This window comes from Streptomyces sp. DS1-CR2 (assembly GCF_055760475.1).
The window spans coordinates 5,357,242-5,382,442 of sequence record NZ_CM147085.1 but is presented as its reverse complement, the minus strand read 5'-3'; the positions used below and the strand labels follow the sequence as shown (position 1 = coordinate 5,382,442).

Here is a 25,201-nt window from a genome sequence, read left to right as displayed (position 1 = left end):
TGGACCATACCCGTGGGCTACTCCGTTCGTAGGGTCAATGTCATGACGACGAATGAGAACACCACCGACAGCACCGGCCCGGCCACCGACGCCGGCCGGACCACCAAGGAGTACGTCCACGAGCACGCGCCCCGGCTGACCTGGGCCAAGCACGCTCCGGAGGTCTACAAGGCCCTGATCCGGCTCGACGCGGAGGCCCGTAAGGGCGTCGACCCGGTGACGCTGGAGCTGGTCAAGATCCGTGCTTCGCAGCTCAACCACTGCGCGTTCTGCCTCGACATGCACTCCAAGGACGCGCTCGCCGCGGGCGAGAGCGTCGAGCGGATCATCCAGCTGGCCGCTTGGGAGGAGTCGCAGCACTTCTACACGCCGAGGGAGATCGCGGCGATCGAGCTGACCGAGGCGATCACCGTGCTCACCGACGGGTTCGTGCCGGACGAGACGTACGAGAAGGCGGCGAAGCTGTACGACGAGAAGGAGCTGACGCAGCTGATCGCCGCGATCACGGTGATCAACGCGTGGAACCGGTTCGGTGTGTCGACGCGGATGGCGCCCGGGCACTACACCGCGGGCGACTTCAAGTGACAGCCCGTACGACGCACTTGGACATGGGTGTGCGCGACGCGATGATCGCGCTCGGCGCCGCCGCGAAGAAGGGGCTCGGCGACCCCGTTCTCGCCGAGCTGGTGATGATTCGGGCCTCGCAGATCAACGAGTGCGCGTTCTGCCTGGACATGCACGTGGACCTCGCCGTCGAGAAGAACGGCGAGAGTGCAGTTGGGGTATCCCCTGCTCGAGCGAGGTCGAGAGCTTGGGGAAGGATCGCGCTGCTCAATGCCTGGGCGGAGGCCCCCGAGCACTTCACCGAGCGCGAGCAGGCGGCGCTCGCGCTGACCGAAGCCGTCACCGTCCTCACCGACGGCTTCGTACCGGACGAGACGTACGAGGCGGCGGCCAAGCACTTCGGCGAGGCCGAGCTCGCCCATCTCCTCGGCGTGATCACCGTCATCAACAGCTGGAACCGGCTCATGGTGAGCCGCCGGATCGTGCCCGGCGGACCGCAGTGGTGACGTGCCGCCCATGCCCCCACCCGTAGAAGCCCGCGCACAGGCGTGCCGGGTGCCCCCGTCAGGAAAGGCACCCGGCACGCGCGCGGGGAGGAGCCCTACGGCTACTTCGGCAGCCAGGACCGCCAAGTCGACTCGTGCTCGTCGATCCACTTCTTCGCCGCCTCGTCCGGCGACAGCTTCTGATCGGCGATGAGCAGAGAGACCTCGTTCTGGTCCTCGGTCGTCCACTTGAAGTTCTTCAGGAAGGCGGCCGCCTTGCCGCCGCTCTTCGAGAAGTCCGCGTTGAGGTACTTCTGCAGCGGCGTCTTCGGATAGGCGCAGGCCACCTTCTTCGGGTCGGCGTCGCAGCCCTCCTTGTACGCGGGCAGCTTCACCTCCGTCATCGGCACCTTCTTGAACAGCCACTGCGGCTGGTACCAGTACGTCAGGAACGGCTTCTTGGCCTTGGCGAACTGCTTGATCTGGGTGATCTGAGCCGCCTCGGAACCGGAGAACACGACCTGGTACTTCAGCTTCAGGTTGTTGACCAGCGCCTTGTCGTTGGTGACGTACGACGGAGAGCCGTCGAGGAGCTGGCCCTTGCCGCCGCTCTCGGCGGTGCGCAGCTGGGACGCGTACTTGTTGAGGTTCTTCCAGTTCGTGACGTCCGGGTGCTGCTTGGCGAAGTACGTGGGGACGAACCAGCCGATGTGCCCGGTGACGCCGAGGTCGCCGCCGTTCACGATCGTCTTCTTGTCCTTGACGTACCGCTGCTCCTGGTCGGGGTGGCCCCAGTCCTCCATGATCGCGTCGACGCGGCCCTGGCTGAGCGCGTCCCACGCGGGGACCTCGTCGACCTGGACGGTGTCGACGCGGTAACCGAGCTCGTGCTTGAGCAGGTACTGGGCCACCGCGATGTTGGACTGCGCGCCGACCCAGGACTGGACCGACAGGGTCACCGTCTTCGCGCCCTGGGCGTTGGCGTACGGGGAGGACTGCTTGGTCATGTCGGCGGCGCCGCAACCGGTCGCCACCAGGAGGGTGCCCGCGGCCGCGAGCCCCATGGTCATCCTGCGTGCCCGCACCGGGCGGAAAGATCGAAGTGCTCGCATCGCGATCACGCTCCCTTCTTCGCGCGGCGTTCGGTCGGCTGGGTGACCCGGTCGAGCATGAGGCCGAGACACACGATCGCCGCGCCGGCGACGAGCCCGGTCGCCAGGTCGCCCTGGGCGAGGCCGAACACGACGTCGTAACCGAGCGCGCCACCGCCCACCAGACCGCCGATGATCACGACGGCGAGGACGAGGACGACACCCTGGTTCACGGCCAGGAGCAGCGCGGGCCGGGCCAGCGGCAGCTGGACCTGGCGCAGTTGCTGCCCGCTCGTCGCGCCCATCGACCGGGCCGACTCCATGGCGGCCGCGTCGACGTGGCGCAGCCCCTGCGTCGTGATGCGGACGACGGCCGGCAGCGCGTAGACGACGGCGGCGGCGACCGCGGGGGCACGGCCGACGCCGAACAGCGCGACCACCGGGATCAGATACACGAACTGCGGCATCGTCTGGAAGACGTCGAGCACGGGCCTGAGCACGCGTTCGAGTCGCTCGCTGCGCGCGGCCGCGATCCCGACGGCGAAGCCGACGACGAGGGTCACGGCGACGGCCGCGAGCACCTGCGACAGCGTGTCGAGGGACGGCTTCCACACACCGAGGACGCCGATGGCGGCCATGGCGAGCACGGCCGTCACGGCGGTGCGCCAGGTGCCGATCAGCCAGGCCAGCGCGGCGACGATGAGGAGGACGGACCACCAGGGCAGCCACTGCAGCCCGTCGCGGATCGGGTCGAGAACCCAGGTGGTGAAGTGCCCGGCCCAGTCGGCGGTTCCGCCGATGTAGGGGACACCGGAGTAGAGGTGGTCGGTCATCCAGTCGACGGCGTTGTTGACCGGGTCCGCGATGTTCACGGTCCAGGTGTCAGGCCAGTCGATGCGGTCCGCGAGGCGGGCCACGAGGGCGACGGCCACCGTGAGAACGGCGGCGACGACCCAGCCGTAGGGGCCGTGCAGGCGGCGGCCGTCGGGTTCGGCGGCGCCGAGGCGCGCTCCCGCCGCGGCCGTCGTACGGTCCAGGATCACGGCGAGCAGCACGATCGGGATGCCGGCCGCGAGGGCCGCGCCGACGTCCACGGAGGCCAGTGCCTGGTACACGCGGTCGCCGAGGCCGCCCGCGCCGATCACCGACGCGATGACGGCCATCGAGAGCGCCATCATGATCGTCTGGTTGAGCCCGAGGAGGAGTTGCTTGCGGGCGAGCGGGATCCGGGCCGTCAGGAGCCGCTGCCGCGCGGTCGCGCCGAGCGAGGCGACGGCCTCCATCACGCCGCCGTCCGCGCCGCGCAGTCCGAGCGCCGTCAGACGGGCCATCGGCGGGGCGGCGTAGACGACGGTCGCGAGGACGGCCGCGGGCACGCCGATGCCGAACACGAGAACGACCGGCAGCAGATACGCGTACGCGGGAAAGACCTGCATCGTGTCGAGGACGGGCCGCAGCGCACGGTACGTGCGGTCGGAGAGTCCGGCCGCGAGTCCGAGGACCATGCCGAGCACGACCGAGGCGAGAACCGCGACGATCATCAGTGCGAGGGTCTGCATGGTCGGCACCCACATGCCGAACGAGCCGCACACGAGGAACGCGGCGACGGCGGCCGCCGCGAGCTTCAGGCCCGCGACGCGCCAGGCGATGAGCCCGGCCGCGGCGGTGACGCCGGCCCAGCCGGCCGCGAGGAGCACCAGGTACGCGCCGCGCACGCTCAGGACGACGGCGTTGCTGATGTGGCCGAAGAAGTAGAGGAACAGCGGGTGGCTGTCCCGGTTGTCGATGATCCAGTCACTGGTCTTGCCCAGTGGTTCGGTCAGGTCGACGGTGAGCGCGTGCGGCCAACTGCCGCTCGCCCACTTGGCGTTCACGATCGGTACGAGGACGGCCGCGACGACGGCGAGCAGCAGAAGCTTGCCGAGGGCGCGGTTGCGCACAAGGGCGCCGAAGCGCGGGGTGTCCGCCGCGGGGGCGGTGGCGGTACTGGCTGCAGCCATCAGGCGACCTCCTCGCCCGGCGGCGTGACGGGCGCGGGCGCGTCGGCCACGGCCGCATCGGGACCGGAACCGGAGGTGCCGCCCGAGTCGGATCCGGCCACACCCCCGTCTACGGAGGCCCCCGTCTCCGTCCCCGCCACCACACCCAGCAGCCGCGCATGGTCCACGACCCCCAGGCACCGCCCCTCGTCCATGACCCGCACCGCGAACCCGGTCCTGGCGACCGCCTCGATCGCCTCCGACACGGTCGCGCCGGGCGCGATGGCGGGGCCACGATCCTGCTCGTCGGCGTCGGCGGGCCGCATCGCGCGGCGCACGGTCATGACCTGCTCGCGCGGCACGTCCCGCACGAACTCGCGTACGTAGTCGTCGGCGGGCGAGCCCACGATCTCCTCGGGCGTGCCCAGCTGCACGATCCGGCCGTCGCGCATCAGCGCGATCCGGTCGCCGAGCCGCAGCGCCTCGTTGAGGTCGTGCGTGATGAAGACCATGGTCCGGCCCTCCTCGCGGTGGAGCCGGATGACCTCCTCCTGCATGTCGCGGCGGATCAGCGGGTCGAGGGCGCTGAACGGCTCGTCGAACAGCAGCACTTCGGGATCGACCGCGAGGGCGCGCGCGAGCCCGACACGCTGCTGCTGACCGCCGGACAGCTGCCCGGGCCGCCGCTGCTCAAGGCCGTCGAGGCCGACCTTCGCGACGACCTCCGCCGCCCTGGCGCGCCGCTCGGCGCGGCCCACGCCCTGGATCTCCAGGCCGTACGCGACGTTGTCGAGCACGGTGCGGTGCGGAAGGAGCCCGAAGTGCTGGAAGACCATGGCGGCGCGGTGCCGACGCAGTTCGCGCAGGCGCCCCTTGTCCATGCCGAGGACGTCCTCGCCGTCGATGGAAAGCCGTCCGGCGGTCGGCTCGATGAGCCGGGTCAGGCAGCGTACGAGGGTGGACTTGCCGGAGCCGGAGAGGCCCATGACGACGAAGACCTCGCCCTTGCGCACATCGAAGCTGACGTCGCGCACGGCGGCGGTGCACCCGGTGCGGGCGCGCAGCTCGGCGGCGCTCAGGCCGGCCAGCTCCGCGTCGCCCGGCACCCGGTCGGCCTTCGGCCCGAAGACCTTCCACAGGCTGTTCACGGAGAACACCGGCGAACCCGCCTGCGCGTCCGCCACCTCAGCGTTCGACATCGTGTTCGTACTCATCACGCATCACCACCCAACAGCTCGGCACACTTCTCCCCGACCATGAGCACCCCGATCATCGGGTTCACCGCCGGCATCGTCGGGAAGACGGACGCGTCGGCAATGCGGATCGCTTCCAGGCCCCGGATCCTCAACTCCGGGTCCACCACGGCGAGTTCATCATTCCTGGCGCCCATGCGACAGGTCCCGGCGGGGTGGTAGACGGTGTGCGCGACCTTACGCGCGTACTCGCCGAGCTCCTCGTCGCCCACGACGTCGGGGCCGGGGCACACCTCGCGCTTGAGCCAGCCGGCGAGCGGCTCGGTCTTCGCGATCTCCCGAGCGATCCTGATTCCGTCGACCAGCGTCCGGCCGTCGTAGTCGTCCTCGTCCGTGAAGTAGCGGAAGTCGAGGGCGGGCTTCTCAGCCGGGTCCGCGCTGGTCAGGTAGAGGCGGCCGCGGCTGCGCGGCTTGGGGATGTTCGGCGTCATCGAGACCCCGTGCTCCGGCCTGACGTAGCCGAGGCGCTCCGGGTTGTCGGTGAACGGGATTTGGTAGAAGTGGAACATCAGGTCCGGCCCGCTCGCCTCCGGATCGCGCTGCACGAAGAGGCCCGCGTCGCTGTCCATGGCGGAGTTGTCGGGGATCGGTCCGTCCGTCTCCCACACGATCACGGACTCGGGGTGGTCGAGCAGGTTCTCGCCGACGCCCGGCAGGTCGTGCAGGACCGGAATCCCGAGCTTCTCCAGGTCGGCCTTCGGCCCGATGCCGGAGTGCATGAGCAGCCGGGGCGTGTCGACCGCGCCGGCGCACACGACGACCTCGTGCCGCGCCTCGACGAGCAGCTCCTCGCCGTCCTTCGTCCGTACGTGGACACCGCGCGCCCGCGTGCCGTCCATCTCGAGCCGGTACGCCCACGTCTCAAGGAGGAGCGTCAGGTTGGGCCGGTCACCGGCCTCCATGTGCGGGTGCAGATAGGCGACGGAGGCGCTGGAGCGCTTGTTGTTCTCCGGGTGGTACGCGAGATCGAAGAAGCCGACGCCGTCCTTGAACGGCGCCTTGTTGAAGCCGTCCACGCGCGGCACACCCGTGGCGGTCTGCGCGGCGTCGACGAAGTCGCGGGCGATCGCGTTCCGGTCCTTCTCGTCGACCGCCACGATGTTGTTGCGCAGCTTGCCGAAGTACGGGTCCATCGCCTTGTGGTCCCAGCCCTCGGCGCCCGCCGCCGCCCACTCGTCCCAGTCGCCGGGCAGCGGCTTGAACGAGATGAGCGTGTTGTGCGACGAGCAGCCGCCGAGCACCTTGGCGCGGCTGTGCAGGATGTGCGAGTTGCCGCGCGGCTGCTCGGTGGTGGTGTAGCCGTAGTCGAGGTCGCCGCCGAGGAGGCCGAGCCAGCGGCGCAGGGTCAGGACGTCGTCGCGGTCGATGTCGCTCGGGCCGCCCTCGATGACGGCGACGGTGACGTCGGGGTTCTGGGTCAGCCGGGACGCTATGACGGACCCGGCGGTGCCGCCGCCGACGACGACGTAGTCGTACGTGTTCACGGACTTCTCAGGCATACGTCAACTCCAAGGTTCTGCGCGTAATGGGCGGTGCGAAGTGCGGTTGGCCGGCCCAGCGCGGAAGAAACGGGTGGTCAGCCCGGTGCGAGCGGTGGGTGGTCAGCCCGCGAACCAGCGCACGGGCTTCGGCGCCAGGTTCTGGTAGACGTGCTTGGTCTCGCGGTACTCGGCGAGCCCGGCGGGGCCCAGCTCGCGGCCGATCCCGCTCTTGCCGAAGCCGCCCCACTCCGCCTGCGGGAGGTAGGGGTGGAAGTCGTTGATCCAGATCGTGCCGTGGCGAAGGCGTCCGGCGACGCGCCGCGCGCGCCCCGCGTCGGCGGTCCAGACGGCGCCCGCGAGCCCGTACTCGGTGTCGTTGGCGAGCGCGACGGCCTCGTCCTCGGTGCGGAACGTCTCGACCGTCAGAACGGGTCCGAAGACCTCCTCGCGGACGACGCGCATCTCGCGGTGGCACTGGTCGAGGACGGTGGGCTCGTAGAAGTACCCGTCGGCGGGCCGTACTTCACTGGGCTCGGGCCGCTTGCCGCCGCTGCGCAGGACGGCACCCTCGGCGAGGGCCGACGCCACGTACGACTCGGTCTTGTCGCGCTGCTGGGCCGAGACGAGGGGGCCGCACTCGACGCCGTCCTCGGTGCCGCGGCCGAGCCTGATCTTCTCGGCGCGGCGGGCGAGTTCGGCGACGAAGCGCTCGCGCACGGACTCCTCGACGATGAGCCGCCCGCCGGCGGAGCAGACCTGGCCGCTGTGGATGAAGGCGGCGTTCAGCGCCTGGTCGACGGCGGTGTCGAAGCCTTCCTCGGTCTCGCAGGCGTCGGCGAAGACGACGTTCGGGTTCTTGCCGCCCAGTTCGAGGGCGATCTTCTTCACGTCGGCGGCCGCGGCCTGCGCGACCTTCGTACCGCTGATCAGGCCGCCGGTGAAGGAGACGAGGTCGACGTCCGGGTGCTCGGCGAGCCGGGCGCCCACGGTGTGGCCCGGCCCGGTCACGATGTTCGCGACGCCCGCGGGAAGGCCGGCCTCCGCCAGGAGCTCGATGAGGACCACCGTCGTCAGCGGCGTGATCTCACTCGGCTTGATGACGAAGGTGTTTCCGGCGGCGAGGGCCGGGGCGACCTTCCAACTGGCCTGGAGAAGCGGGTAGTTCCACGGGGTGATCAGGGAGCAGACGCCGACGGGCTCGTGCACGACGACGCTGTGGATCTCGTCGGATCCGGCGTCGACGACGCGCCCGCCGCCCTCTGAGACGACCAGGTCGGCGAAGTACCGGAAGGCGTCGGCGACACAGTCGACGTCGACGCGCCCCTCCTCGACGGTCTTGCCCGCGTCGCGGCTCTCGAGCAGACCGATCTTCTCCCGGTCGCGTACGAGGAGATCGGCGACGCGGCGCAGCAGCGCGGCGCGCTCGGCGACGGGCGTCGCCGGCCAGGTTCCCTCGTCGAAGGCGCGACGCGCGGCGGCCACCGCGGCGTCCGCGTCCTGCGTGCCGCCCTCGGCGATCAGTGCGAACGGCTGGGCATCCGCCGGGTCGAGAATCTCGCGCGTGGAACCGGAGGCGGCGCTGCGCCACTCTCCATCCACAAAAATGCTCTGGTTTTCAGACACGTCCCGTTTTGCCTTCCGTTCCCGAACAGTCCCCCTGAACATCGCGGAACTCCCTTTTCACGGAGAGCCTGCGACGTCGGAAGCCCCTGCCCCTGGGATCGGAAAGCATGCACAACCCGTGGCCGAAAGTGGTCCGTGTCACGGCATACATGGTGAGTAAGTCCGAAATGTCACCATTGGCGTCGCTACTCGGGGTACATGGCCCATGCAAACATGCCCTGTACAGACAAGCCGCGCACCAACACCGCGCCCCCGCCTGTCCGGATCGACCGGACGGACGGGGGCGCGGGTGAAGCCGCGTGCAGGTGACCAGGGGGTACCTGCGGGACGCGTGGATCAGATGAGGCCGAGCTCGCGGACCGCGGCGCGCTCCTCCTCGAGCTCCTTCACCGACGCGTCGATGCGGGCGCGGGAGAACTCGTTGATGTCCAGGCCCTGGACGATCTCGTACTTGCCGTCCTTGGTGGTGACGGGGAAGGAGGAGATCAGACCCTCCGGGACGCCGTAGGAGCCGTCCGACGGGATACCCATGGAGGTCCAGTCGCCCTCGGCGGTGCCGTTCACCCACGTGTGGACGTGGTCGATCGCGGCGTTCGCGGCCGAGGCGGCCGAGGACGCGCCACGGGCCTCGATGATCGCGGCGCCGCGCTTGGCGACGGTCGGGATGAAGGCGTCGGCCAGCCACTGCTCGTCGCCGCCGATGGCCTCGATGGCCGGCTTGCCGGCGACGGACGCCTGGAAGATGTCCGGGTACTGGGTGGCGGAGTGGTTGCCCCAGATGGTGAGGCGCTTGATGTCCGCGACCGTCGTGCCGGTCTTCTTCGCGAGCTGCGTGAGCGCGCGGTTGTGGTCAAGGCGCGTCATGGCCGTGAAGCGCTCGGCCGGTACGTCCGGGGCGGCGGCCTGCGCGATGAGCGCGTTCGTGTTGGCCGGGTTGCCGACGACGAGGACCTTGATGTCGTCCGCGGCGTTGTCGTTGATCGCCTTGCCCTGCGGCTTGAAGATGCCGCCGTTGGCGGAGAGCAGGTCGCCGCGCTCCATGCCCTTGGTGCGAGGGCGGGCGCCGACGAGGAGGGCGACGTTGGCGCCGTCGAACGCGACGTTCGGGTCGTCCGAGATCTCGATGTTCTGCAGCAGCGGGAAGGCGCAGTCGTCGAGCTCCATGGCGGTGCCCTCGGCGGCCTTGAGCGCCGGGGTGATCTCCAGGAGGCGCAGGTTGACCGGCACGTCCGCGCCGAGCAGCTGGCCGGAGGCGATGCGGAAGAGCAGTGCGTAGCCGATCTGGCCGGCTGCGCCGGTGACGGTGACGTTCACGGGAGTGCGGGTCATGGCGTTCTCCGTATGACAGCAGGGCTTTTTTGATCGATCTCTCGGCATCAAGAGATCCGCCCGTCAGGCTATCGCGCCCCGGACCCCCCGCACCTCCGGGTACATGTGGCCCGCCCCACAGAACACCCGCTCCCGTCGACCAAACAGGTGACGCGGAGCGAGAGGTGACGCAACGGCAGGCGGCCGCCTGCTCGGGAGAGGTGGGCAGACGGCCGCCTGTGGGGGGCGCCACTTGGTGACTGCTCCCGTGGGGGTACTCCTCCGCCTGCCCCGGTCCGGGGCAGGCATGCCCCCATCTCGCAAAGAATTCCGCGGCACCTCCGCCACGGTCCTGCGCCGCGCCTGTCCCTACTGCGTGCAGCCCTGCCGGCCCGCCTTCAGCGTCGCGCAGGCCTTCGCCTCGCTCGCCTTCGTGACGGCCACCATCGGGGTGTACGCGTCGAGGTCCGCGTTGACCGTGCCCTTCTGCGCCCCGGTCGTTCCGGTCGTTCCGGCCCGCTGGATACGGACCTCGTCGCCCGGCGCCGCCTGCGTGATGCGCGCCCACGCGGCCCCGCACGTCTTGCTGTAGCGGACCTCGATCTTGGCCTGGCCGACGAGCACGGAGTCCGTGGTCCGCGCGAACTCACCGCCGCAGCCCATCGCCTCGGGGTCCTTGCCGGTGCAGTCCTTGCCGCTGCACTGAACTCCCGCGGGCAGTTCGGGGGCCCTGCTGGTCGGCGTCGCCTCCGGCTTCGCGTCGTCGTCCTTGCCGTCCTTGCCCGCGTCCGTGAGGTACACGGCCGCGGCGATGACGACGAGCGCGCCCACGACGCCCGCGAGGAACATCGTCAGCCGGCGCTTGCGCCGCTGCCGGTCCGGCGAACCGCCGCCCGCCCCCGGCTGCCCGGCCCGTCCGCCACCGCCGCCCGCGGGGGCCCCCGCGGGCGCGTAGGCCCCCGCCCCGTTCGTGTACGGAACGCCTTCCCCGGCGCGCTCCCCCGGACGGAACCCCTGCTCCCTCTCGCTCCCGTACGGCACCGAGTCCGCCAGGGGAGCCTGCCCCTGTGGCGGCACGGTCGGCGCGACGCCCGCGGGCCCCGCGACGCCGGTCGCGCCGCCGCCGGACGGCCTGGCCGCCGTCCTGCTGCCGCCGCCCGCGCCCCCGCTGCCGTTCTTGCCGTTCTTCGTGGCCGTCGGTCCGAACTCCCCGAGCGCCGCGCGCGCCTGGGAGATCCGTATCGCCTCCATCGTCATGTCGTGACGCATCTCGGAGCGGCTCCAGGCGCGCTCCGCGAGCTCCCACATGGTGGTCAGATGGACCGGATTGGTGCCCGTCACCTCGGCCAGGGTCACGATCGCGCGCTTGGGCGCGAGCAGCCGGCCGTTCAGATACCGCTCCCAGGACGTCTTGCTGTACCCGGTGCGGTCCGCGACCGCTGCGATGCTCAGACCGCTGCGGTCGACGAGCCTGCGGAGCTGGCTTGCGAACTCCCTGACCTGCGGGTCGAGTTCATCCGGTAGCGCCCTCCAACGAGGCATTGCTTCCCCCTATTCCCCCCGTACGTGCCCTGATCCCCCGCGCCGCACCGCACCCCTCGCGCTGCCCTCGGCCGGCGTTGGCTTCACCGGCCCACTCTGGCTACCCAGTGGGATGCGCGAAGTCAGGATGTCAGTTCCGGAGGCGGGGGCGCACGGGGGCATTCGACGGCGTTCGGCCCACCGGCGTGCACCGTTGCACGACCGGAGGCCCACGGTCCAGTGTCCCACCGGGGTCCCCCACCCCCCTCGCGGAACCCCGAACGCCCCGGCTCAGCGCCTGGGTCGCCCCGGACCGTCCCGATTGCCCACGTTAGCCCCGCCGTTGAGGCAGCTGACGGTAAATCCATGAACTTGTCGTTACATCAACACACTTCGGCACAGGAGGAATAGCGCATTACGGGAAGCCCCCGGCAGACCGTTCGTTGCCGTCCTCGCACACCGTGGCGGAATGGTCACTTCCGTGCCACAGCGGCCCGCTCGACCTTGAAGCCCACCTGACGCGTCCATGACTCTGATGACCACGGCAGGGAGCTCTCCTCGGAAAGTCTCCGGCCCCAAAGAACGGCGGCGCCCGTCCTCCCTCGGGGGAGAGGACGGGCGCCGCCTTTGTGCGCGCTGCGGGCGTCAGCTGATCGTGAAGTGCAGCGTGTCGTCCAGGAACGGGATGACCAGCAAGGGATTCGGCTCCACCATCAGCGCGAGCAGCACGATGACGACACCCAGGAACCCGTACGTCACCATGTCGGTGAAACGGGAGCGCACCGCGAGCATGCCCACGGACGGGAGCGTCCAGCGCAGCACCGCACCGCCGATGAGGGCGACGCCGATCAGCAGCGTCCCGACGCGGAACAGGTCGAACGCGGTGAGCAGCAGTCCGACGCCCACCAGCGAGATCACCGCGAGGACCGGCCACTGGCGCGCCGGGGCCGGGGCGTCACCCGGCGCCGCGCGGCCGCCGCCCTCGGGGCGCGCGGTGTCCCTGGTGAAGCGCGGGAACCGGCGCGAGGCACGCCGCGGCTCCCCTTCGGCGCCCGGAGCCGTCACCGCACCCTCGGCGCCTTCCGGGGTGCCGGTGCCGGCGTCAGCCGACACCGTTCGCGTTCCGTTCGGCGGCCTCGACGACGTTCACGAGGAGCTGGGCACGGGTCATGGGGCCGACGCCGCCCGGGTTCGGAGAGATCCACCCGGCGACCTCGGTGACGCCCGGGTGCACATCGCCGACGATCTTGCCGTTCTCGTCGCGCGAGACGCCGACGTCGAGCACGGCGGCGCCCGGCTTGATGTCCTCGGGCTTGATCAGGTGCGGGACGCCCGCGGCGGCCACGACGATGTCGGCGCGCTTGAGGTGGGCGGCCAGGTCACGGGTGCCGGTGTGGCACTGGGTGACCGTCGCGTTCTCGGACTTGCGGGTGAGCAGCAGCGGCATCGGGCGGCCGATGGTGACGCCGCGGCCGACGACCACGACCTCCGCGCCGTTGATCTCCACGCCGTGCTCGCGCAGCAGCGTGATGATGCCGAAGGGGGTGCAGGGCAACGGCGCCGGCTCGTTCAGGACGAGGCGGCCGAGGTTCATCGGGTGCAGGCCGTCCGCGTCCTTGGCCGGGTCCATCAGCTCCAGGATGCGGTTCTCGTCGATGCCCTTGGGCAGCGGGAGCTGGACGATGTAGCCGGTGCAGGCGGGGTCCTCGTTGAGCTCGCGGACGACCGCCTCGATCTCCTCCTGCGTGGCGGTGGCCGGCAGGTGGCGCTGGATGGAGGCGATGCCGACCTGGGCGCAGTCGCGGTGCTTGCCCGCGACGTACTTCTGGCTGCCCGGGTCCTCACCGACCAGGACGGTGCCGAGGCCGGGCGTGACGCCCTTCTCCCTCAGGGCCGCCACGCGGGCGGACAGATCGGACTTGATCGTGGCTGCGGTGGCCTTGCCATCGAGAATCTGGGCGGTCATGCCCCCATCTTCGCGGATGGCACCGTCCTGGTTCCAATCCGGGCGTCCCAGCTTGATCACCGTTGTTGCACTTCCACAACGCATACGGAATGCGGCTGGACAAATAAGCCGCACCTAAAGAACGATGAGCGGCAACAGTGCCGCGGGCAGTACCGGGGGGACGACCGCTCTGTAGAACTTTCCTCCGCTTGGTGTTGCGCGTTGTCCCCGCACTAAGGCAACGGAGGAAAATCCATGAGCTTCGGCGACCCGAACAACCCCTACGGTCCGCCGCAGGGCCAGCAGCCCGGCTACCCGCCCCAGGCCCCGCAGGGCCAGCCCCCGCAGCAGCCCGGCTACGGGTACCCGCAGGGACAGCCCCAGCAGCCCCAGCAGCCCCCGCAGCAGCCCGGTTACGGCTACCCGCAGGGCCAGCCCGCGTACCCCGGCTTCCCCGGCGGCAACCAGATGCCGATCGAGATGCCCGGCCTGATGAAGACCGCGCGCGTGCTCCTCTTCATCCTCGCCGGCTTCCAGCTCCTGTTCGGCATCATCGCGGGCGTCACCATCGGCGCGGTCCAGGACGTGTCCAACGGCGTCGGCTCGGGTGACAGCACGGACACCCTCGCCGGGCTCGGCTTCCTCGTCGCCGGGCTCCTGGTGGCCCTCGGCGCCCTGTCGATCTTCCTGGGCGTCAAGTTCAAGAACGGCGGCTCCGGCATCCGCATCACGACGATCGTCTACGCGTCGCTGATGATCATCGGTGGTCTCGTGAACACCATCAACGGCGCCGGCGGTTCGGGCACCTTCGGTGGACTCATCTCGCTCGCCATCGCCGGCATCATCCTCGGCTCCATGGTGAACAGCGCCGCCTCCACCTGGTTCAACCGCCCGCGTTACTGATCGCGTTACTGATCACGTAACTGATCGCGTCACCATCGCGTTCGCGGCGAACCAGGCGTTTCGCTCCCTTCACCCGTAAGGGCCGCTCTCTCCCGTCACAAGGGGAGCGCGGCCCTTCGCCGTCCCCTCGCACTGGGAACGGGGGAAACGTCCACGTCCCACGAACGGACCGGTGACTGCCCGTTCATCAAAAACCACACGCCCCGCACCGTCGCGAAGTTCTGCAACAAGGACGGCAGCGTCCGCTGGACGTCCGCGGCCTACCAGTCCGGCCGGGCGACGTGGGGCCCGATCTGGTCCCTCCAGCCCTGCGGAGCCTGACAGCCGCAGCGCCACGGGGAACGACCGCGGGCCGTGCCTTCACGGGGGAAGGCACGGCCCGCGGTGGTGTGCCGCTGAACGGGGCTCAGTGGAAGAAGTGGCGCGTGCCGGTGAAGTACATCGTCACGCCCGCCTTCTTCGCGGCCTCGATGACCTGCTCGTCACGGATGGAGCCGCCGGGCTGGACGATCGCCTTCACACCGGCGTCGATCAGGATCTGCGGCCCGTCCGGGAACGGGAAGAACGCGTCCGACGCGGCGAAGGAGCCACGCGCCCGCTCCGCGCCCGCGCGCTCCACGGCCAGCTTGCAGGAGTCGACGCGGTTGACCTGGCCCATGCCGACGCCGACCGAGGCGCCGTCCTTGGCCAGCAGAATCGCGTTGCTCTTCACCGCGCGGCACGCCTTCCAGGCGAACGCCAGCTCGTCGAGCTCGCCCGGGGACAGCGCGTCGCCCGTCGCGAGGGTCCAGCTCGCCGGGTTGTCACCGTCGGCCTGGACACGGTCGGTGACCTGGAGGAGCGCGCCACCGTCGATCTGCTTCGTCTCGACGGTCGCCGACGGGCCCTGGTGGGCGCGCAGCACGCGGATGTTCTTCTTCTTGGTGAGGGCCTCGAGCGCGCCGTCCTCGTACTCGGGCGCGACGATGACCTCGGTGAAGATGTCCGCGACCTGCTCTGCCATCTCCTTCGTCACCGGCCGGTTGACGGCGATGACGCCGCCGAACGCGGACATCGGGTCGCAGGCGTGCGCCTTGCGGTGCGCCTCGGCGACGCTCGACGCGACCGCGATGCCGCACGGGTTGGCGTGCTTGATGATCGCGACGCACGGGTCGTCGTGGTCGTACGCGGCACGGCGCGCGGCGTCCGTGTCCGTGTAGTTGTTGTACGACATCTCCTTGCCGTGCAGCTGCTCGGCCTCCGCGAGACCGCCGGTGCCGTCGACGTAGAGGGCGGCGGCCTGGTGCGGGTTCTCGCCGTAGCGCAGGACGTTCTTGCGCCCGTACGTCGCGCCGAGGAACTCGGGGAGGCCGCTCTCGTCGGCGGCCGCGTAACCGTCGGCGAACCAGGACGCGACCGCGACGTCGTACGCCGCCGTGTGCTGGAAGGCCTCGCCGGCGAGGCGCTTGCGGGCGGTCAGGTCAAAGCCGCCGTCGCGAACGGCCGAGAGGACGTCGGCGTACCGGGCGGGGCTGGTGACGACGGCCACCGACGGGTGGTTCTTGGCGGCGGCGCGCACCATCGAGGGGCCGCCGATGTCGATCTGCTCGACGCACTCGTCGGGAGTGGCGCCCGAGGCGACGGTCTCCTTGAAGGGGTACAGGTTCACGACGACGAGCTGGAAGGGCTCCACGCCGAGCTCGTCGAGCTGGCGCCGGTGGTCCTCCAGGCGCAGGTCGGCGAGGATGCCCGCGTGGATCTTCGGGTGCAGCGTCTTGACACGCCCGTCGAGGCACTCGGGGAAGCCCGTGAGCTCCTCGACCTTGGTGACGGGCACCCCGGCGGCGGCGATCTTCGCAGCGGTCGAGCCGGTCGACACCAGCTCCACGCCCGCCTCGTGCAGCCCACGCGCGAGGTCTTCCAGACCGGTCTTGTCGTAGACGCTGACGAGCGCCCGGCGAATGGGCCGCTTGTTGCTCTCGGCGGTCACTGGATAACTACCTTTCGTCCCTCAATGCGATAGCCGTTGCGGGCCAGACGCCCCACGACATCGACGAGCAGCCTGCGCTCGACTTCCTTGATGCGCTCGTGCAGAGCGCTCGCGTCGTCCTCGTCCCGGACCTCGACCACGCCCTGGGCGATGATCGGGCCGGTGTCGACCCCGTCGTCGACGAAGTGGACGGTGCATCCGGTGACCTTGGCGCCGTACGCGAGCGCGTCGCGCACACCATGGGCTCCGGGAAAACTGGGGAGCAGGGCGGGATGCGTGTTCACGAACCGCCCGCCGAACCGGGCGAGGAACTCCTTGCCCACGATCTTCATGAAACCGGCCGAGACCACGAGGTCCGGCTCGTACGCCGCCGTGGCCTCGGCGAGCGCCCGGTCCCACTCCTCGCGGGTGGCGAAGTCCTTCACCCGGCAGACGAAGGTGGGCAGCCCGGCGCGCTCGGCGCGCTCGAGCCCGGCGATGGAGTCACGGTCGGCGCCGACGGCCACGATCTCGGCGCCGTAACCCTCCGCGCCCTCGGCCGCGAGGGCGTCGAGCAGAGCCTGCAGATTCGTGCCTGATCCGGAGACCAGCACGACGAGCCGCTTGGCCACAGCGAGGGCCTTTCTCGGGAGTGCGTTTGTAGGGTCGCACAAAGGCTTCATGGTTCCCGATACGGGGAACTCTACGAAGCGGTCGACCGTCAGCAACGATACCGGCACATGGAGCGGCCCCCACGGGACGGGGGCGCGGCCGGAAGGTAGCGTCTGTGGCGGATTCGCCACCGAAGGAACGCCGCCCGCTTGCGGGACGTTCACTTCAGGACGGGCTCGCCCGCAGCCGCGCCACGATCGATCTAGGGGAAGACGCACACCTGATGCCGGACCGAAGCCTCCGCCTGCCGCTGCTGCCCGCCGGCTCGACCCTGTTGCGCGAAGGCCGTCCCACGCCTCCTCCGCCCCAGGACACACCGCCCCAGCCCTCCGATTCCTCCAAGCCGTCCCAGCCCTCCAAGCCTTCCAAGGACGACAACCCGTTCGCGCCGCCGCCGGAGGGCTCGCCCGACCGCCCATGGCAGCCGCGCCGCCCCGAGGGTGGTCAGGACGGCCAGGGCGAGGGGTCTGGCGGGGACCGGAACTCGTGGGGCGGCCAGTGGAGCGACCGGCAGCCTGGCCGCGCCCAGGGCGGCCGCTTCGGCGACCGTCCCGGCCAGGGCGGCGGTCCGGGCGGTCAGGGCGGACCCGACGGCCCCCAGGGGCCCGGCTCCGGCATGCGCTGGGATCCGACGGACCCGGCCCAGCGCCGCGCTCGCTTCGCACTGCTCTCCGGCATGTGGGGCTTCTTCTTCGCCCTGTTCAGCTGGCCTTACGTGGCTTTGCTGCTCGGCGCGCTCGCCCTGTACTGGGGCATCACCGCTCTGCGCGCCAAGCCCCGCACGCCGAACCCGGACGCCCCGGCGCCCACCGGTCCCGCCGCCGGTTCGAGACCGCAGACCACGGCGGCCGTCAGCGGCCTGGTCACCGGCTCCCTCGCCCTGGCCCTGGTCGCCGCCACGTTCACGGCCCAGCTGGTCTACAGCGACTACTACACGTGCGTGAACGACGCTCTGACCAGCACGTCCCAGAAGGCGTGCGACGACAAGCTCCCGAAGGAACTGCGCACACTGCTCGGCACGCGCGACTAGGGACGCCCCCTAGGGACCCCCTAGGGAGTGTCCGGCGGGCGGGGCTCTTCGGGGGCCGCGCCCGGGTTGCTGTCCGCGCCCAGGGTGCTGCTCGCGCCCGCCTCCGGGTCCGTGTCCCTGCTCGTGTCGGATTCCGTATCCCTGCTCGTGTCGGACGCCTCCTTGAGCGCTGCCCAGCGCGCTTCCCTGGTGGCCTCGCCCGGCCAGGCGTCGCCCACCCGGACGGGCCCGCCCGGGAAGGGGTCTACGGAGAAGGGGTCGGCGGAGAACGGGTCCGCGGGAAAGAAGTCGTACAGCTCGAACGCGGCGTCGCCCGACGGGGCCTGACCGGCCTGCGCCGCCCCCTCCCGGCGCCGTCGCGGCAGCCAGTTCCTCGGCGACGGGATCCGGGGGCGCCGCCACCACGACGGCGCCCGCTCCTCGAGGGATTCCTCGGCCCGCTCCTCAGCCGATTCCCCGGCCCGTTCCCCGCCCGTTTCGCCGACCCGCTCATCGCGCGGCACCCTGACCCGCCACGCCCGCAGCCCCACCGTCACCGGCACCCCCACCAGCGCCGTCCACCCCGCCGCCGCGAGCCCCGTCAGCCACCCGACGGGCCCGAACTCCGCGAGCCCCGCGACGCCCATCGGACCGCCGGCCGCCCCTGCGAGCCCCGCGAAGGCCAGCCCGCACAGCAACGCCGCGACGCCCGCCGCCATCGCCGTACGCCCCCGCGACCACGCCTCGTCCCGCTCCCCGTGCCGGGGCGCCGCCGCCCCCGCCACGAACCACGCCAGCGTCAGCCCGGCCACGACCGGCACCGCTCCCGCCGACCAGTTGAGCGTCGACCCGGGGCCCGGCTCCGGCACCGCCGCGAGCAGCGGAAAGGCGGGCAGCAGCGGCCCCGACGACACCCCGAGCGGCCCGGCCACGCTCCCCCCGCCGAGCGCGAAGCCGGGACCGAGCGCGTACGCGGCGCCCCACACCGCCGCGTTCGGCACCAGCGCGGCGGCCAGCAGGAGCACCGCGGCCCGACCCGACCACACGTCCGTGAGCTGCTCGAACGAATGCCGCACCGCCTCGGCGTGCCACACCGTCGACGCCGCCACGACCAGCGCGCCGCCCGCCACGAGCACGAGCGCCCCGGCGGCCGCGGCCCGCGCGGCGACCGGCAGCAGACGTCGTACGAACACCTCGCGCTCGCCGTCCTGGACGGCGTCGAGACGATGGCGCAGGAGCGCGGGCAGCGGGATGTCCGGGCGGCCGTGGGCCGTCCAGATACCGGCGCCCGCGGCGGCCACGGCGACGACCGTCAAATGCGCGGTGACGCTCGGCCAGGACGGCCGCAGCTCACCACCCGACGCGTAGAACGCGGCTCCGCCCCCCACCAGCAGATACCCGATCACGACCCCGCACCACGCGGTCCGCCAGGCCGTCTGCGGCGCGTCCCCGTCGTCGGCGCCCTCCACCGCGTCACGCCCCGCGCGGTGCAGCAGCCACACCGGAATCACCAGAAGGAGCAGTGGCGCGACGCCGATCGGCGCCGGGGTCCCCGAGAGCGTGTCCGTCCTGACGACCTCGGCCCCGTGCGCGAGCAGCCACAGGGCTGCGGCGGCGTGCAGGGCCCCGCCGGGACCGCTGTCCGGGTAGGGCGAGCTGATCCACAGCACCATGACGAGCACGGCGGACGAACCGAGTCCGAGGCCGGCCGCGACGACCCCGCCGAGCAGGCAGGCGGCGGGCCCCGGGGAGCGGTCACGCACGCGGGAGAGCAGGAGCGGCAACGACAGGCCACGGTCGGTCATTTGGGTCACGCGGCCATGCTCCCAACGATGCTCGTTTTATTCGCGTAACAGGCGAAGACCGGAAGTGTCGCTCAAGATACGTTTATGTACTTATTCATGCGAAAGGGTGTGTGGAGTCCCCTATGACGCAGAGCCCCGCCTCCCCGCTGCCGGCCCCCGACGAGCGCCGCAAACTCCGCGAGTCGAAGTCCCTGACTCAGGCTCAGGTCGCCGCGCAATTGGGCGTCACCCGCGAAACGGTCCGCTCCTGGGAATCCGGCCGGACCACCCCTAGGGGCCGCAAGGGGGAGGCGTACGCGACGTTCCTGGCGGACATCGAGGCGGAGAGACAAGCGCCGGCCGCCAGGACAACGGTCACCGCCAAGGCGGCAGCCACCTCCACGACATCCCCCGCCCGGACCAGACGCTCCGTCGGACGCTGGGACTCCGCCCCGCTCGACCGGGGCCAGGAGCGCGGCGGACAGTGGGGGCGGCCCGCGGCCACAGCCGAAGCGGGCGGGAGCCCGAGCCCGGCGCAGTCCCCTGAGGACGCCACCGAGGCCTTCGACCGGCTCTACACCCACGCGGCCCCCGGCCTGGTCCGCCAGGCCTACCTCCTCACCGGCCGCCGCACCCTCGCCAGGGAGTCCGTGGAGCGCGCCTTCCAGTTCGCCTGGCAGCGCTGGCCCGAGGTCGCCGTGGACCGCGATCCCGTCGGCTGGGTCAGGTCCGCCGCGTACGAGTACGCCATGTCGCCCTGGCACCGGCTCCGCCCGAGCCACCGGCACCCCGAGGCGCCGCCCGCCGACGCCGACCACCGCGCGCTGCTCGACGTACTCCTGAGCCTGCCGTCCACGTACCGTCGCACCCTCCTGCTCTACGACGGGGTCGGGCTCGATCTGCCCGAGACCGCCGCCGAGACGGAGGCCACCACGCCCGCTGCGGCGAAGCGGCTGCTCCACGCGCGGGAGGCCGTAGCCGAGCGGCTGCCCGCCCTCGCCGTACCCGACCAGCTCCACCGGCGCCTGACCGAACTCGCGGGCGCCGAGAAGCTCCAGGCCCCCAAGTCGACCCTGGTCCGCACGGAGGGCGAGCGCCGGACCCGCTTCTGGACCCGCTCGGCCATCGCCTTCACCGTCCTGATCATCGGCGCGACGACCCTCACGCTGCGCACCGCGCCGACCCGTTACGAACCGGTCCCCGCCCCCGGCTCCATGATCACCGGAGTACCGCCGCGGACAGGGTCGGGACCGCTCACACAGGCGGACAAGAAGCTGCGCGACAAGCTGCACAAGTCGACACGAAACGGCCCCCACCGCCTCGCCCCCGCGGCCGACTGAGCCCCGACGGGCTTCCCGGACAGGCTCCGGGACGCACTCCCCGCACGTGGTTCTCTCACAGGGTTCCGTACAGGGTTCCCGTACAGGGTTCTTCCTCTACAGACGCAACGACAGTGGGCCCGCACCCCCGAAAGGGTGCGGGCCCACTGATGTCAGGCAGGTGGCGGAACTACGAGAGCAGCTCACGCGCCAGCTTGGCCGTCTCGGTCGGCGTCTTGCCGACCTTCACGCCGGCGGCCTCGAGGGCCTCCTTCTTGGCCTGTGCGGTGCCAGAAGAGCCGGACACGATCGCGCCCGCGTGACCCATCGTCTTGCCCTCGGGGGCGGTGAAGCCCGCGACGTAGCCGACGACCGGCTTGGTGACGTGCTTGGCGATGTAGTCCGCCGCACGCTCCTCGGCGTCGCCGCCGATCTCGCCGATCATGACGATCAGGTCGGTGTCGGGGTCGGCCTCGAACGCCTCGAGGGCGTCGATGTGCGTCGTACCGATGACCGGGTCGCCACCGATGCCGACGGCGGACGAGAAGCCGAGGTCACGGAGCTCGTACATCATCTGGTACGTCAGCGTGCCGGACTTCGAGACCAGGCCGATGCGGCCCGGCTTCGTGATGTCGCCCGGGATGATGCCGGCGTTCGACTGGCCCGGGGTGATGAGACCGGGGCAGTTCGGGCCGATGATGCGGGTCTTGTTGCCCTTCGACTTCGCGTACGCCCAGAAGGCGGCGGAGTCGTGGACGGCGATGCCCTCGGTGATGACGACCGCGAGGGGGATCTCGGCGTCGATCGCCTCGACGACGGCGGCCTTGGAGAAGGCCGGGGGCACGAAGAGGACGGAGACGTTGGCGCCCGTCTTCTCCATGGCCTCCTTGACCGTGCCGAAGACCGGGACCTCGGTGCCGTCGAAGTCGACGGAGGTGCCGGCCTTGCGCGGGTTCACGCCGCCGACGATGTTCGTGCCGTCACCGAGCATGAGCTTGGTGTGCTTCATGCCCGTGGCACCGGTCATGCCCTGGACGATGACCTTGCTGTCCTTGGTGAGGAAGATAGCCATGGTGGTCTGAGTCCCTCTTCCTTACTTCGCAGCCGCGGCGAGCTCGGCGGCCTTGTCGGCCGCGCCGTCCATGGTGTCCACACGCTGGACGAGCGGGTGGTTGGCGTCGCTGAGGATCTGGCGACCCAGCTCCGCGTTGTTGCCGTCGAGTCGCACGACCAGCGGCTTGGTGACCTCTTCGCCCTTGTCGGCGAGGAGCGCCAGGGCCTGCACGATGCCGTTGGCGACCTCGTCGCAGGCGGTGATGCCGCCGAAGACGTTGACGAACACGGACTTGACGTCCGGGTCGCCGAGGATGATCTCCAGGCCGTTCGCCATCACCTGGGCGGACGCGCCGCCACCGATGTCGAGGAAGTTGGCCGGCTTCACGTTGCCGTGGTTCTCACCGGCGTACGCGACGACGTCCAGGGTCGACATGACCAGACCGGCACCGTTACCGATGATGCCGACCTCGCCGTCGAGCTTGACGTAGTTGAGGTTCTTGGCCTTGGCAGCAGCCTCGAGCGGGTTGGCTGCGTCCTTGTCCTCGAGCGCCTCGTGCTCGGGCTGGCGGAAGTCGGCGTTCTCGTCGAGGGAGACCTTGCCGTCAAGGGCGATGACCTTGCCGGAGGCGACCTTGGCGAGCGGGTTCACCTCGACGAGGAGGGCGTCCTCCTTGATGAAGGTGTCCCACAGGGTGACGAGGATGTCGGCGACCTGGTCGGCGACCTCGGCCGGGAACTTCGCCTGGGCGACGATCTCCTGGGCCTTCTCCTTGGAGACACCCTCGTTGGCGTCCACCGGCACCTTCGCGAGGGCGTCGGGGTTCTCCTCCGCGACGACCTCGATCTCCACGCCGCCCTGGACGGACGCCATGGCGAGGAAGGTGCGGTTGGTGCGGTCGAGGAGGTACGAGACGTAGTACTCCTCGAGGATCTCCGGAGCGGTCTCGGCGATCATCACCTTGTGGACCGTGTGGCCCTTGATGTCCATCCCGAGGATGTCCGTCGCGCGGGCGACGGCCTCGTCCGGGGTGGCGGCGAGCTTGACGCCGCCTGCCTTGCCACGGCCGCCGACCTTCACCTGCGCCTTGACGACCGACTTGCCGCCCAGCTTCTCGGTGGCCTGGCGCGCCGCCTCAGGCGTGTCGATGACTTCACCGGCCAGCACCGGTACACCGTGCTTGGCGAAGAGGTCCCTCGCCTGGTACTCGAACAGGTCCACGCGCGTCCGTCCCTTTTCCGTGATCTCGCTGCGATCTCGCTGCTTTGTGGTCAGCTGTCTGCGTGGGCGTGCCGCGAAGGGCAACGTGACTGCGCTGTCACAGGGGAGGCGTAGGACGGAGTCCGGTACGCGGCATGTCCGTCTCGCAGGTTATCGCCGCTCGCCCGGGGTCCCTAAATCGCAGATCACACCTGGGCGGTGATAACAGTCACAGATCGGGGCCCCACCGGCCTGGGGTGCGCCCGGTGGGGCCCCTGAGAGCCCCTGAAAGACCCGGTGGGAGAACCTGGAGGGCCCTGCCGCCGGGCTGGGAAGGGCCCGGGCGGGTGATCCTCACCCCAATGGGGACCACCCGCCGCCATCTGCCGGGCCGGGCCCGGCTTGTCACTCCGGTCCCCGGCTGCCCGCAGACGACGTATTCAGTCCGCTTCAGTCCGCCGACGCGTGCCGCGGCTGCGCCGGACGGACTGCAGACACGGACTACAGGTACGGACTACAGGTACGGACTGCAGATACGGACTGCAGATACGGACTGCAGATACGGACTTCGGACGGAGAGCGTCCGCGGCGCCTCAGATACCGATGCTGTTGGCGGCGGCGTCCGTGGCGTTCGTCAGGTAGCTCGGGGCGACCGAGGCGGCCACGCCCTGGACGCCCTGGACCGCGTTCCCGGCGAGCGGCTGCGCGTCGGCGCCGACCGTACCGGTCAGGTTCTGCGCGAACGGCGAGACCTCACCGACGACCCCGCCCGCGAACGGCGTCACGTCGCCGACCACACCACCAGCGAACGGCGTCACGTCGCCCACGACGCCCTGCGCCAGGTACTCCGCGCTGCCGCCGACGCCCTGCACGACCGGCTGCACCTGGTCGTACACGGCCTGCACGAAGGGCTGGACCGCGCCGACGACCCCGCCCGCGAACGGCTGCACGTCGTGAGCGACGACCGACTGCGCGAAGGGCTGGACCTGGCCCGCGACCCCGTCCGCGAACGGCGTGACGTGGCTGACGGTGCCACCGGCGAACGGCGTCACGCCGCCGACCGCACCGCCCGCGAGCGTGCCGACGTCACCGACCGCCTGGCCCGCGACCGGGACCACGCCGTGGACGGCGGTCGCGGCGATGGGGGGCAGCACCGCGGCGGAGGTCTCGTCGACGACGGGACCGGCGGCCGTGGTCACTGCGCCGACGGTGCCGGAGGCGGTGGCCGGGACGTTCTGGGCGTAGCCCGGGACCTGCGCCGCGGTGCCGTACGCCTGGGCGGCGATGCCCTCGGCCTGGGTGGTGGCGCCCTGGACGTGGCCCTGCGCGCCGGTCACCGTGCGGTCGACGTCGGGGGCGAACGCGGCCAGGGGGCCGAACAGGTAGTCGATCTCCTGCGTGGCGCCGTCCTGTACGGCTCCGGCCCGGGCGCCGGCGTTCTGCGCGACGGCGTCGGCCGACACGTTCGGGACCCCGGCGGTGCGGGCGTGTGCGGCGCGGGCGGCGGCGGTGCGGGCGGTGTCGGCGACGCCGGTGACGCCCTCGACGTAGGTCCGGGCCTGCTGCTTGGCGTGTGCGGCGGCGGCCTCGACCCGGGCGTCGGTGTGGCGGACCGCGCCGTGGGCCCCGGCGACGGCGGGACCGGCCTGGGGCGCGGCCTCGGCGGCGGTGCCGGAGACGGTTCCGGAGACGTTGGAGACCGCGCCGGACGCGGTCGTCCGGGTCTGGCCGGTCACGCCCGCCACGGTGTCCTGGGCCTTGTCGGTGACCGAGCCGACGGTGCCCTGCGTGACGTCGTCGACGGTGCCCTGGACGTGGGAGACCGTGCCCTCGACGTCGGCGACCACGTCACCGGCCAGGTCCGGTACCGCCACGGAGTGGGCGGGCATTTCGTCGGCGCTGGCGACGGCGGAGCCGAGCGCCCACGCACCGGAGACGCCGGCGGCTATCACGATGGAACGGCGGATGTTCTTGTTCATGCTTGCGTCAGATCCTTCAAATTCTCATGTCCGGTCCCGCGCTGGAGGTCCAGCGATGGGCCGGCGGCGTCCGGCCGGAGTGG

Annotated in this window: 20 protein-coding genes; 5 read left to right on the top strand and 15 right to left on the bottom strand. The window is 71.1% G+C overall.

Features of this window, described 5'->3' with window-relative positions:
- Positions 1-42: 42 nt before the first annotated feature.
- Together ACY0PA_RS25865 and ACY0PA_RS25860 are read left to right on the top strand one after the other, a co-directional pair.
- Positions 43-585: a carboxymuconolactone decarboxylase family protein gene (locus tag ACY0PA_RS25865; protein WP_473080017.1), complete on the top strand. Its 543-nt coding sequence runs from the start codon at positions 43-45 to the stop codon at positions 583-585.
- Complete coding sequence (locus ACY0PA_RS25860) at positions 582-1,070, top strand: carboxymuconolactone decarboxylase family protein (protein ID WP_473080016.1); 489 nt, start codon at positions 582-584, stop codon at positions 1,068-1,070. The genes ACY0PA_RS25865 and ACY0PA_RS25860 overlap by 4 nt, the downstream gene beginning before the upstream one ends.
- Before the next feature lie 101 nt (positions 1,071-1,171).
- Here ACY0PA_RS25860 and ACY0PA_RS25855 read toward each other — a convergent pair whose 3' ends face one another.
- The 9 genes from ACY0PA_RS25855 to ACY0PA_RS25815 all read right to left on the bottom strand — a co-directional run bounded on the left by ACY0PA_RS25855 (position 1,172) and on the right by ACY0PA_RS25815 (position 13,271).
- The gene (locus ACY0PA_RS25855) at positions 1,172-2,113 is read right to left on the bottom strand and encodes an ABC transporter substrate-binding protein (RefSeq protein ID WP_473086425.1); all 942 of its coding nucleotides are present in this window, start codon (positions 2,111-2,113) and stop codon (positions 1,172-1,174) included.
- Positions 2,114-2,166: 53 nt separating this feature from the next.
- Positions 2,167-4,140: an ABC transporter permease gene (locus ACY0PA_RS25850; RefSeq protein WP_473080015.1), complete on the bottom strand. Its 1,974-nt coding sequence runs from the start codon at positions 4,138-4,140 to the stop codon at positions 2,167-2,169.
- Positions 4,140-5,333, bottom strand: a complete 1,194-nt coding sequence (locus ACY0PA_RS25845) for a quaternary amine ABC transporter ATP-binding protein (RefSeq protein ID WP_473080014.1) — start codon at positions 5,331-5,333, stop codon at positions 4,140-4,142. The genes ACY0PA_RS25850 and ACY0PA_RS25845 overlap by 1 nt, the downstream gene beginning before the upstream one ends.
- Positions 5,333-6,871 (bottom strand): GMC family oxidoreductase, encoded by a 1,539-nt coding sequence (locus tag ACY0PA_RS25840; RefSeq protein WP_326774449.1) that lies wholly within the window; start codon positions 6,869-6,871, stop codon positions 5,333-5,335. The genes ACY0PA_RS25845 and ACY0PA_RS25840 overlap by 1 nt, the downstream gene beginning before the upstream one ends.
- Before the next feature lie 102 nt (positions 6,872-6,973).
- Positions 6,974-8,518: an aldehyde dehydrogenase family protein gene (locus ACY0PA_RS25835; protein WP_473080013.1), complete on the bottom strand. Its 1,545-nt coding sequence runs from the start codon at positions 8,516-8,518 to the stop codon at positions 6,974-6,976.
- Between the two features lie 294 nt (positions 8,519-8,812).
- Positions 8,813-9,805, bottom strand: coding sequence for a malate dehydrogenase (locus ACY0PA_RS25830; RefSeq protein ID WP_326774451.1), 993 nt, complete (start codon positions 9,803-9,805; stop codon positions 8,813-8,815).
- A gap of 348 nt (positions 9,806-10,153) precedes the next feature.
- On the bottom strand, positions 10,154-11,326 hold the full coding sequence (locus ACY0PA_RS25825; protein ID WP_473080012.1) for an XRE family transcriptional regulator: 1,173 nt from the start codon (positions 11,324-11,326) through the stop codon (positions 10,154-10,156).
- A gap of 624 nt (positions 11,327-11,950) precedes the next feature.
- A complete protein-coding gene (locus ACY0PA_RS25820) occupies positions 11,951-12,370 on the bottom strand; it encodes a DUF3017 domain-containing protein (protein WP_473086424.1) in 420 nt (139 codons plus the stop codon).
- A gap of 37 nt (positions 12,371-12,407) precedes the next feature.
- Positions 12,408-13,271, bottom strand: coding sequence for a bifunctional methylenetetrahydrofolate dehydrogenase/methenyltetrahydrofolate cyclohydrolase (locus ACY0PA_RS25815; protein ID WP_100594794.1), 864 nt, complete (start codon positions 13,269-13,271; stop codon positions 12,408-12,410).
- Positions 13,272-13,505: 234 nt separating this feature from the next.
- Here ACY0PA_RS25815 and ACY0PA_RS25810 point away from each other — a divergent pair, with 234 nt between their 5' ends.
- Positions 13,506-14,153 carry a hypothetical protein gene (locus ACY0PA_RS25810; RefSeq protein WP_473080011.1) on the top strand — a complete coding sequence of 216 codons (648 nt, stop codon included), beginning with the start codon at positions 13,506-13,508 and terminating at the stop codon, positions 14,151-14,153.
- Between the two features lie 406 nt (positions 14,154-14,559).
- Here the strand turns inward: ACY0PA_RS25810 and purH are convergent, their stop codons facing one another.
- Both purH and purN read right to left on the bottom strand, forming a co-directional pair.
- On the bottom strand, positions 14,560-16,122 hold the full coding sequence (purH, locus tag ACY0PA_RS25805) for a bifunctional phosphoribosylaminoimidazolecarboxamide formyltransferase/IMP cyclohydrolase (RefSeq protein WP_473080010.1): 1,563 nt from the start codon (positions 16,120-16,122) through the stop codon (positions 14,560-14,562).
- Positions 16,119-16,784: a phosphoribosylglycinamide formyltransferase gene (purN, locus tag ACY0PA_RS25800; RefSeq protein ID WP_100594959.1), complete on the bottom strand. Its 666-nt coding sequence runs from the start codon at positions 16,782-16,784 to the stop codon at positions 16,119-16,121. The genes purH and purN overlap by 4 nt, the downstream gene beginning before the upstream one ends.
- 212 nt (positions 16,785-16,996) lie before the next feature.
- Here purN and ACY0PA_RS25795 point away from each other — a divergent pair, with 212 nt between their 5' ends.
- The gene (locus ACY0PA_RS25795) at positions 16,997-17,803 is read left to right on the top strand and encodes a hypothetical protein (protein ID WP_473080009.1); all 807 of its coding nucleotides are present in this window, start codon (positions 16,997-16,999) and stop codon (positions 17,801-17,803) included.
- Between the two features lie 20 nt (positions 17,804-17,823).
- Here the strand turns inward: ACY0PA_RS25795 and ACY0PA_RS25790 are convergent, their stop codons facing one another.
- Complete coding sequence (locus ACY0PA_RS25790) at positions 17,824-19,587, bottom strand: cell division protein PerM (RefSeq protein ID WP_473086423.1); 1,764 nt, start codon at positions 19,585-19,587, stop codon at positions 17,824-17,826.
- Positions 19,588-19,709: 122 nt separating this feature from the next.
- On the opposite strand from ACY0PA_RS25790, the gene ACY0PA_RS25785 reads away from it, so the two are divergent.
- Positions 19,710-20,906 carry a helix-turn-helix domain-containing protein gene (locus tag ACY0PA_RS25785; RefSeq protein ID WP_473080008.1) on the top strand — a complete coding sequence of 399 codons (1,197 nt, stop codon included), beginning with the start codon at positions 19,710-19,712 and terminating at the stop codon, positions 20,904-20,906.
- Positions 20,907-21,075: 169 nt separating this feature from the next.
- Here ACY0PA_RS25785 and sucD read toward each other — a convergent pair whose 3' ends face one another.
- From sucD to ACY0PA_RS25770, 3 genes are all read right to left on the bottom strand, one after another.
- The gene (gene sucD, locus ACY0PA_RS25780) at positions 21,076-21,957 is read right to left on the bottom strand and encodes a succinate--CoA ligase subunit alpha (protein WP_100594802.1); all 882 of its coding nucleotides are present in this window, start codon (positions 21,955-21,957) and stop codon (positions 21,076-21,078) included.
- A gap of 21 nt (positions 21,958-21,978) precedes the next feature.
- The gene (gene sucC, locus ACY0PA_RS25775; RefSeq protein ID WP_473080007.1) at positions 21,979-23,160 is read right to left on the bottom strand and encodes an ADP-forming succinate--CoA ligase subunit beta; all 1,182 of its coding nucleotides are present in this window, start codon (positions 23,158-23,160) and stop codon (positions 21,979-21,981) included.
- 572 nt (positions 23,161-23,732) lie between these two features.
- Entirely contained in the window at positions 23,733-25,118 is a 1,386-nt protein-coding gene (locus ACY0PA_RS25770; RefSeq protein ID WP_473080006.1) for a hypothetical protein, read from the bottom strand.
- Positions 25,119-25,201 lie beyond the last annotated feature (83 nt).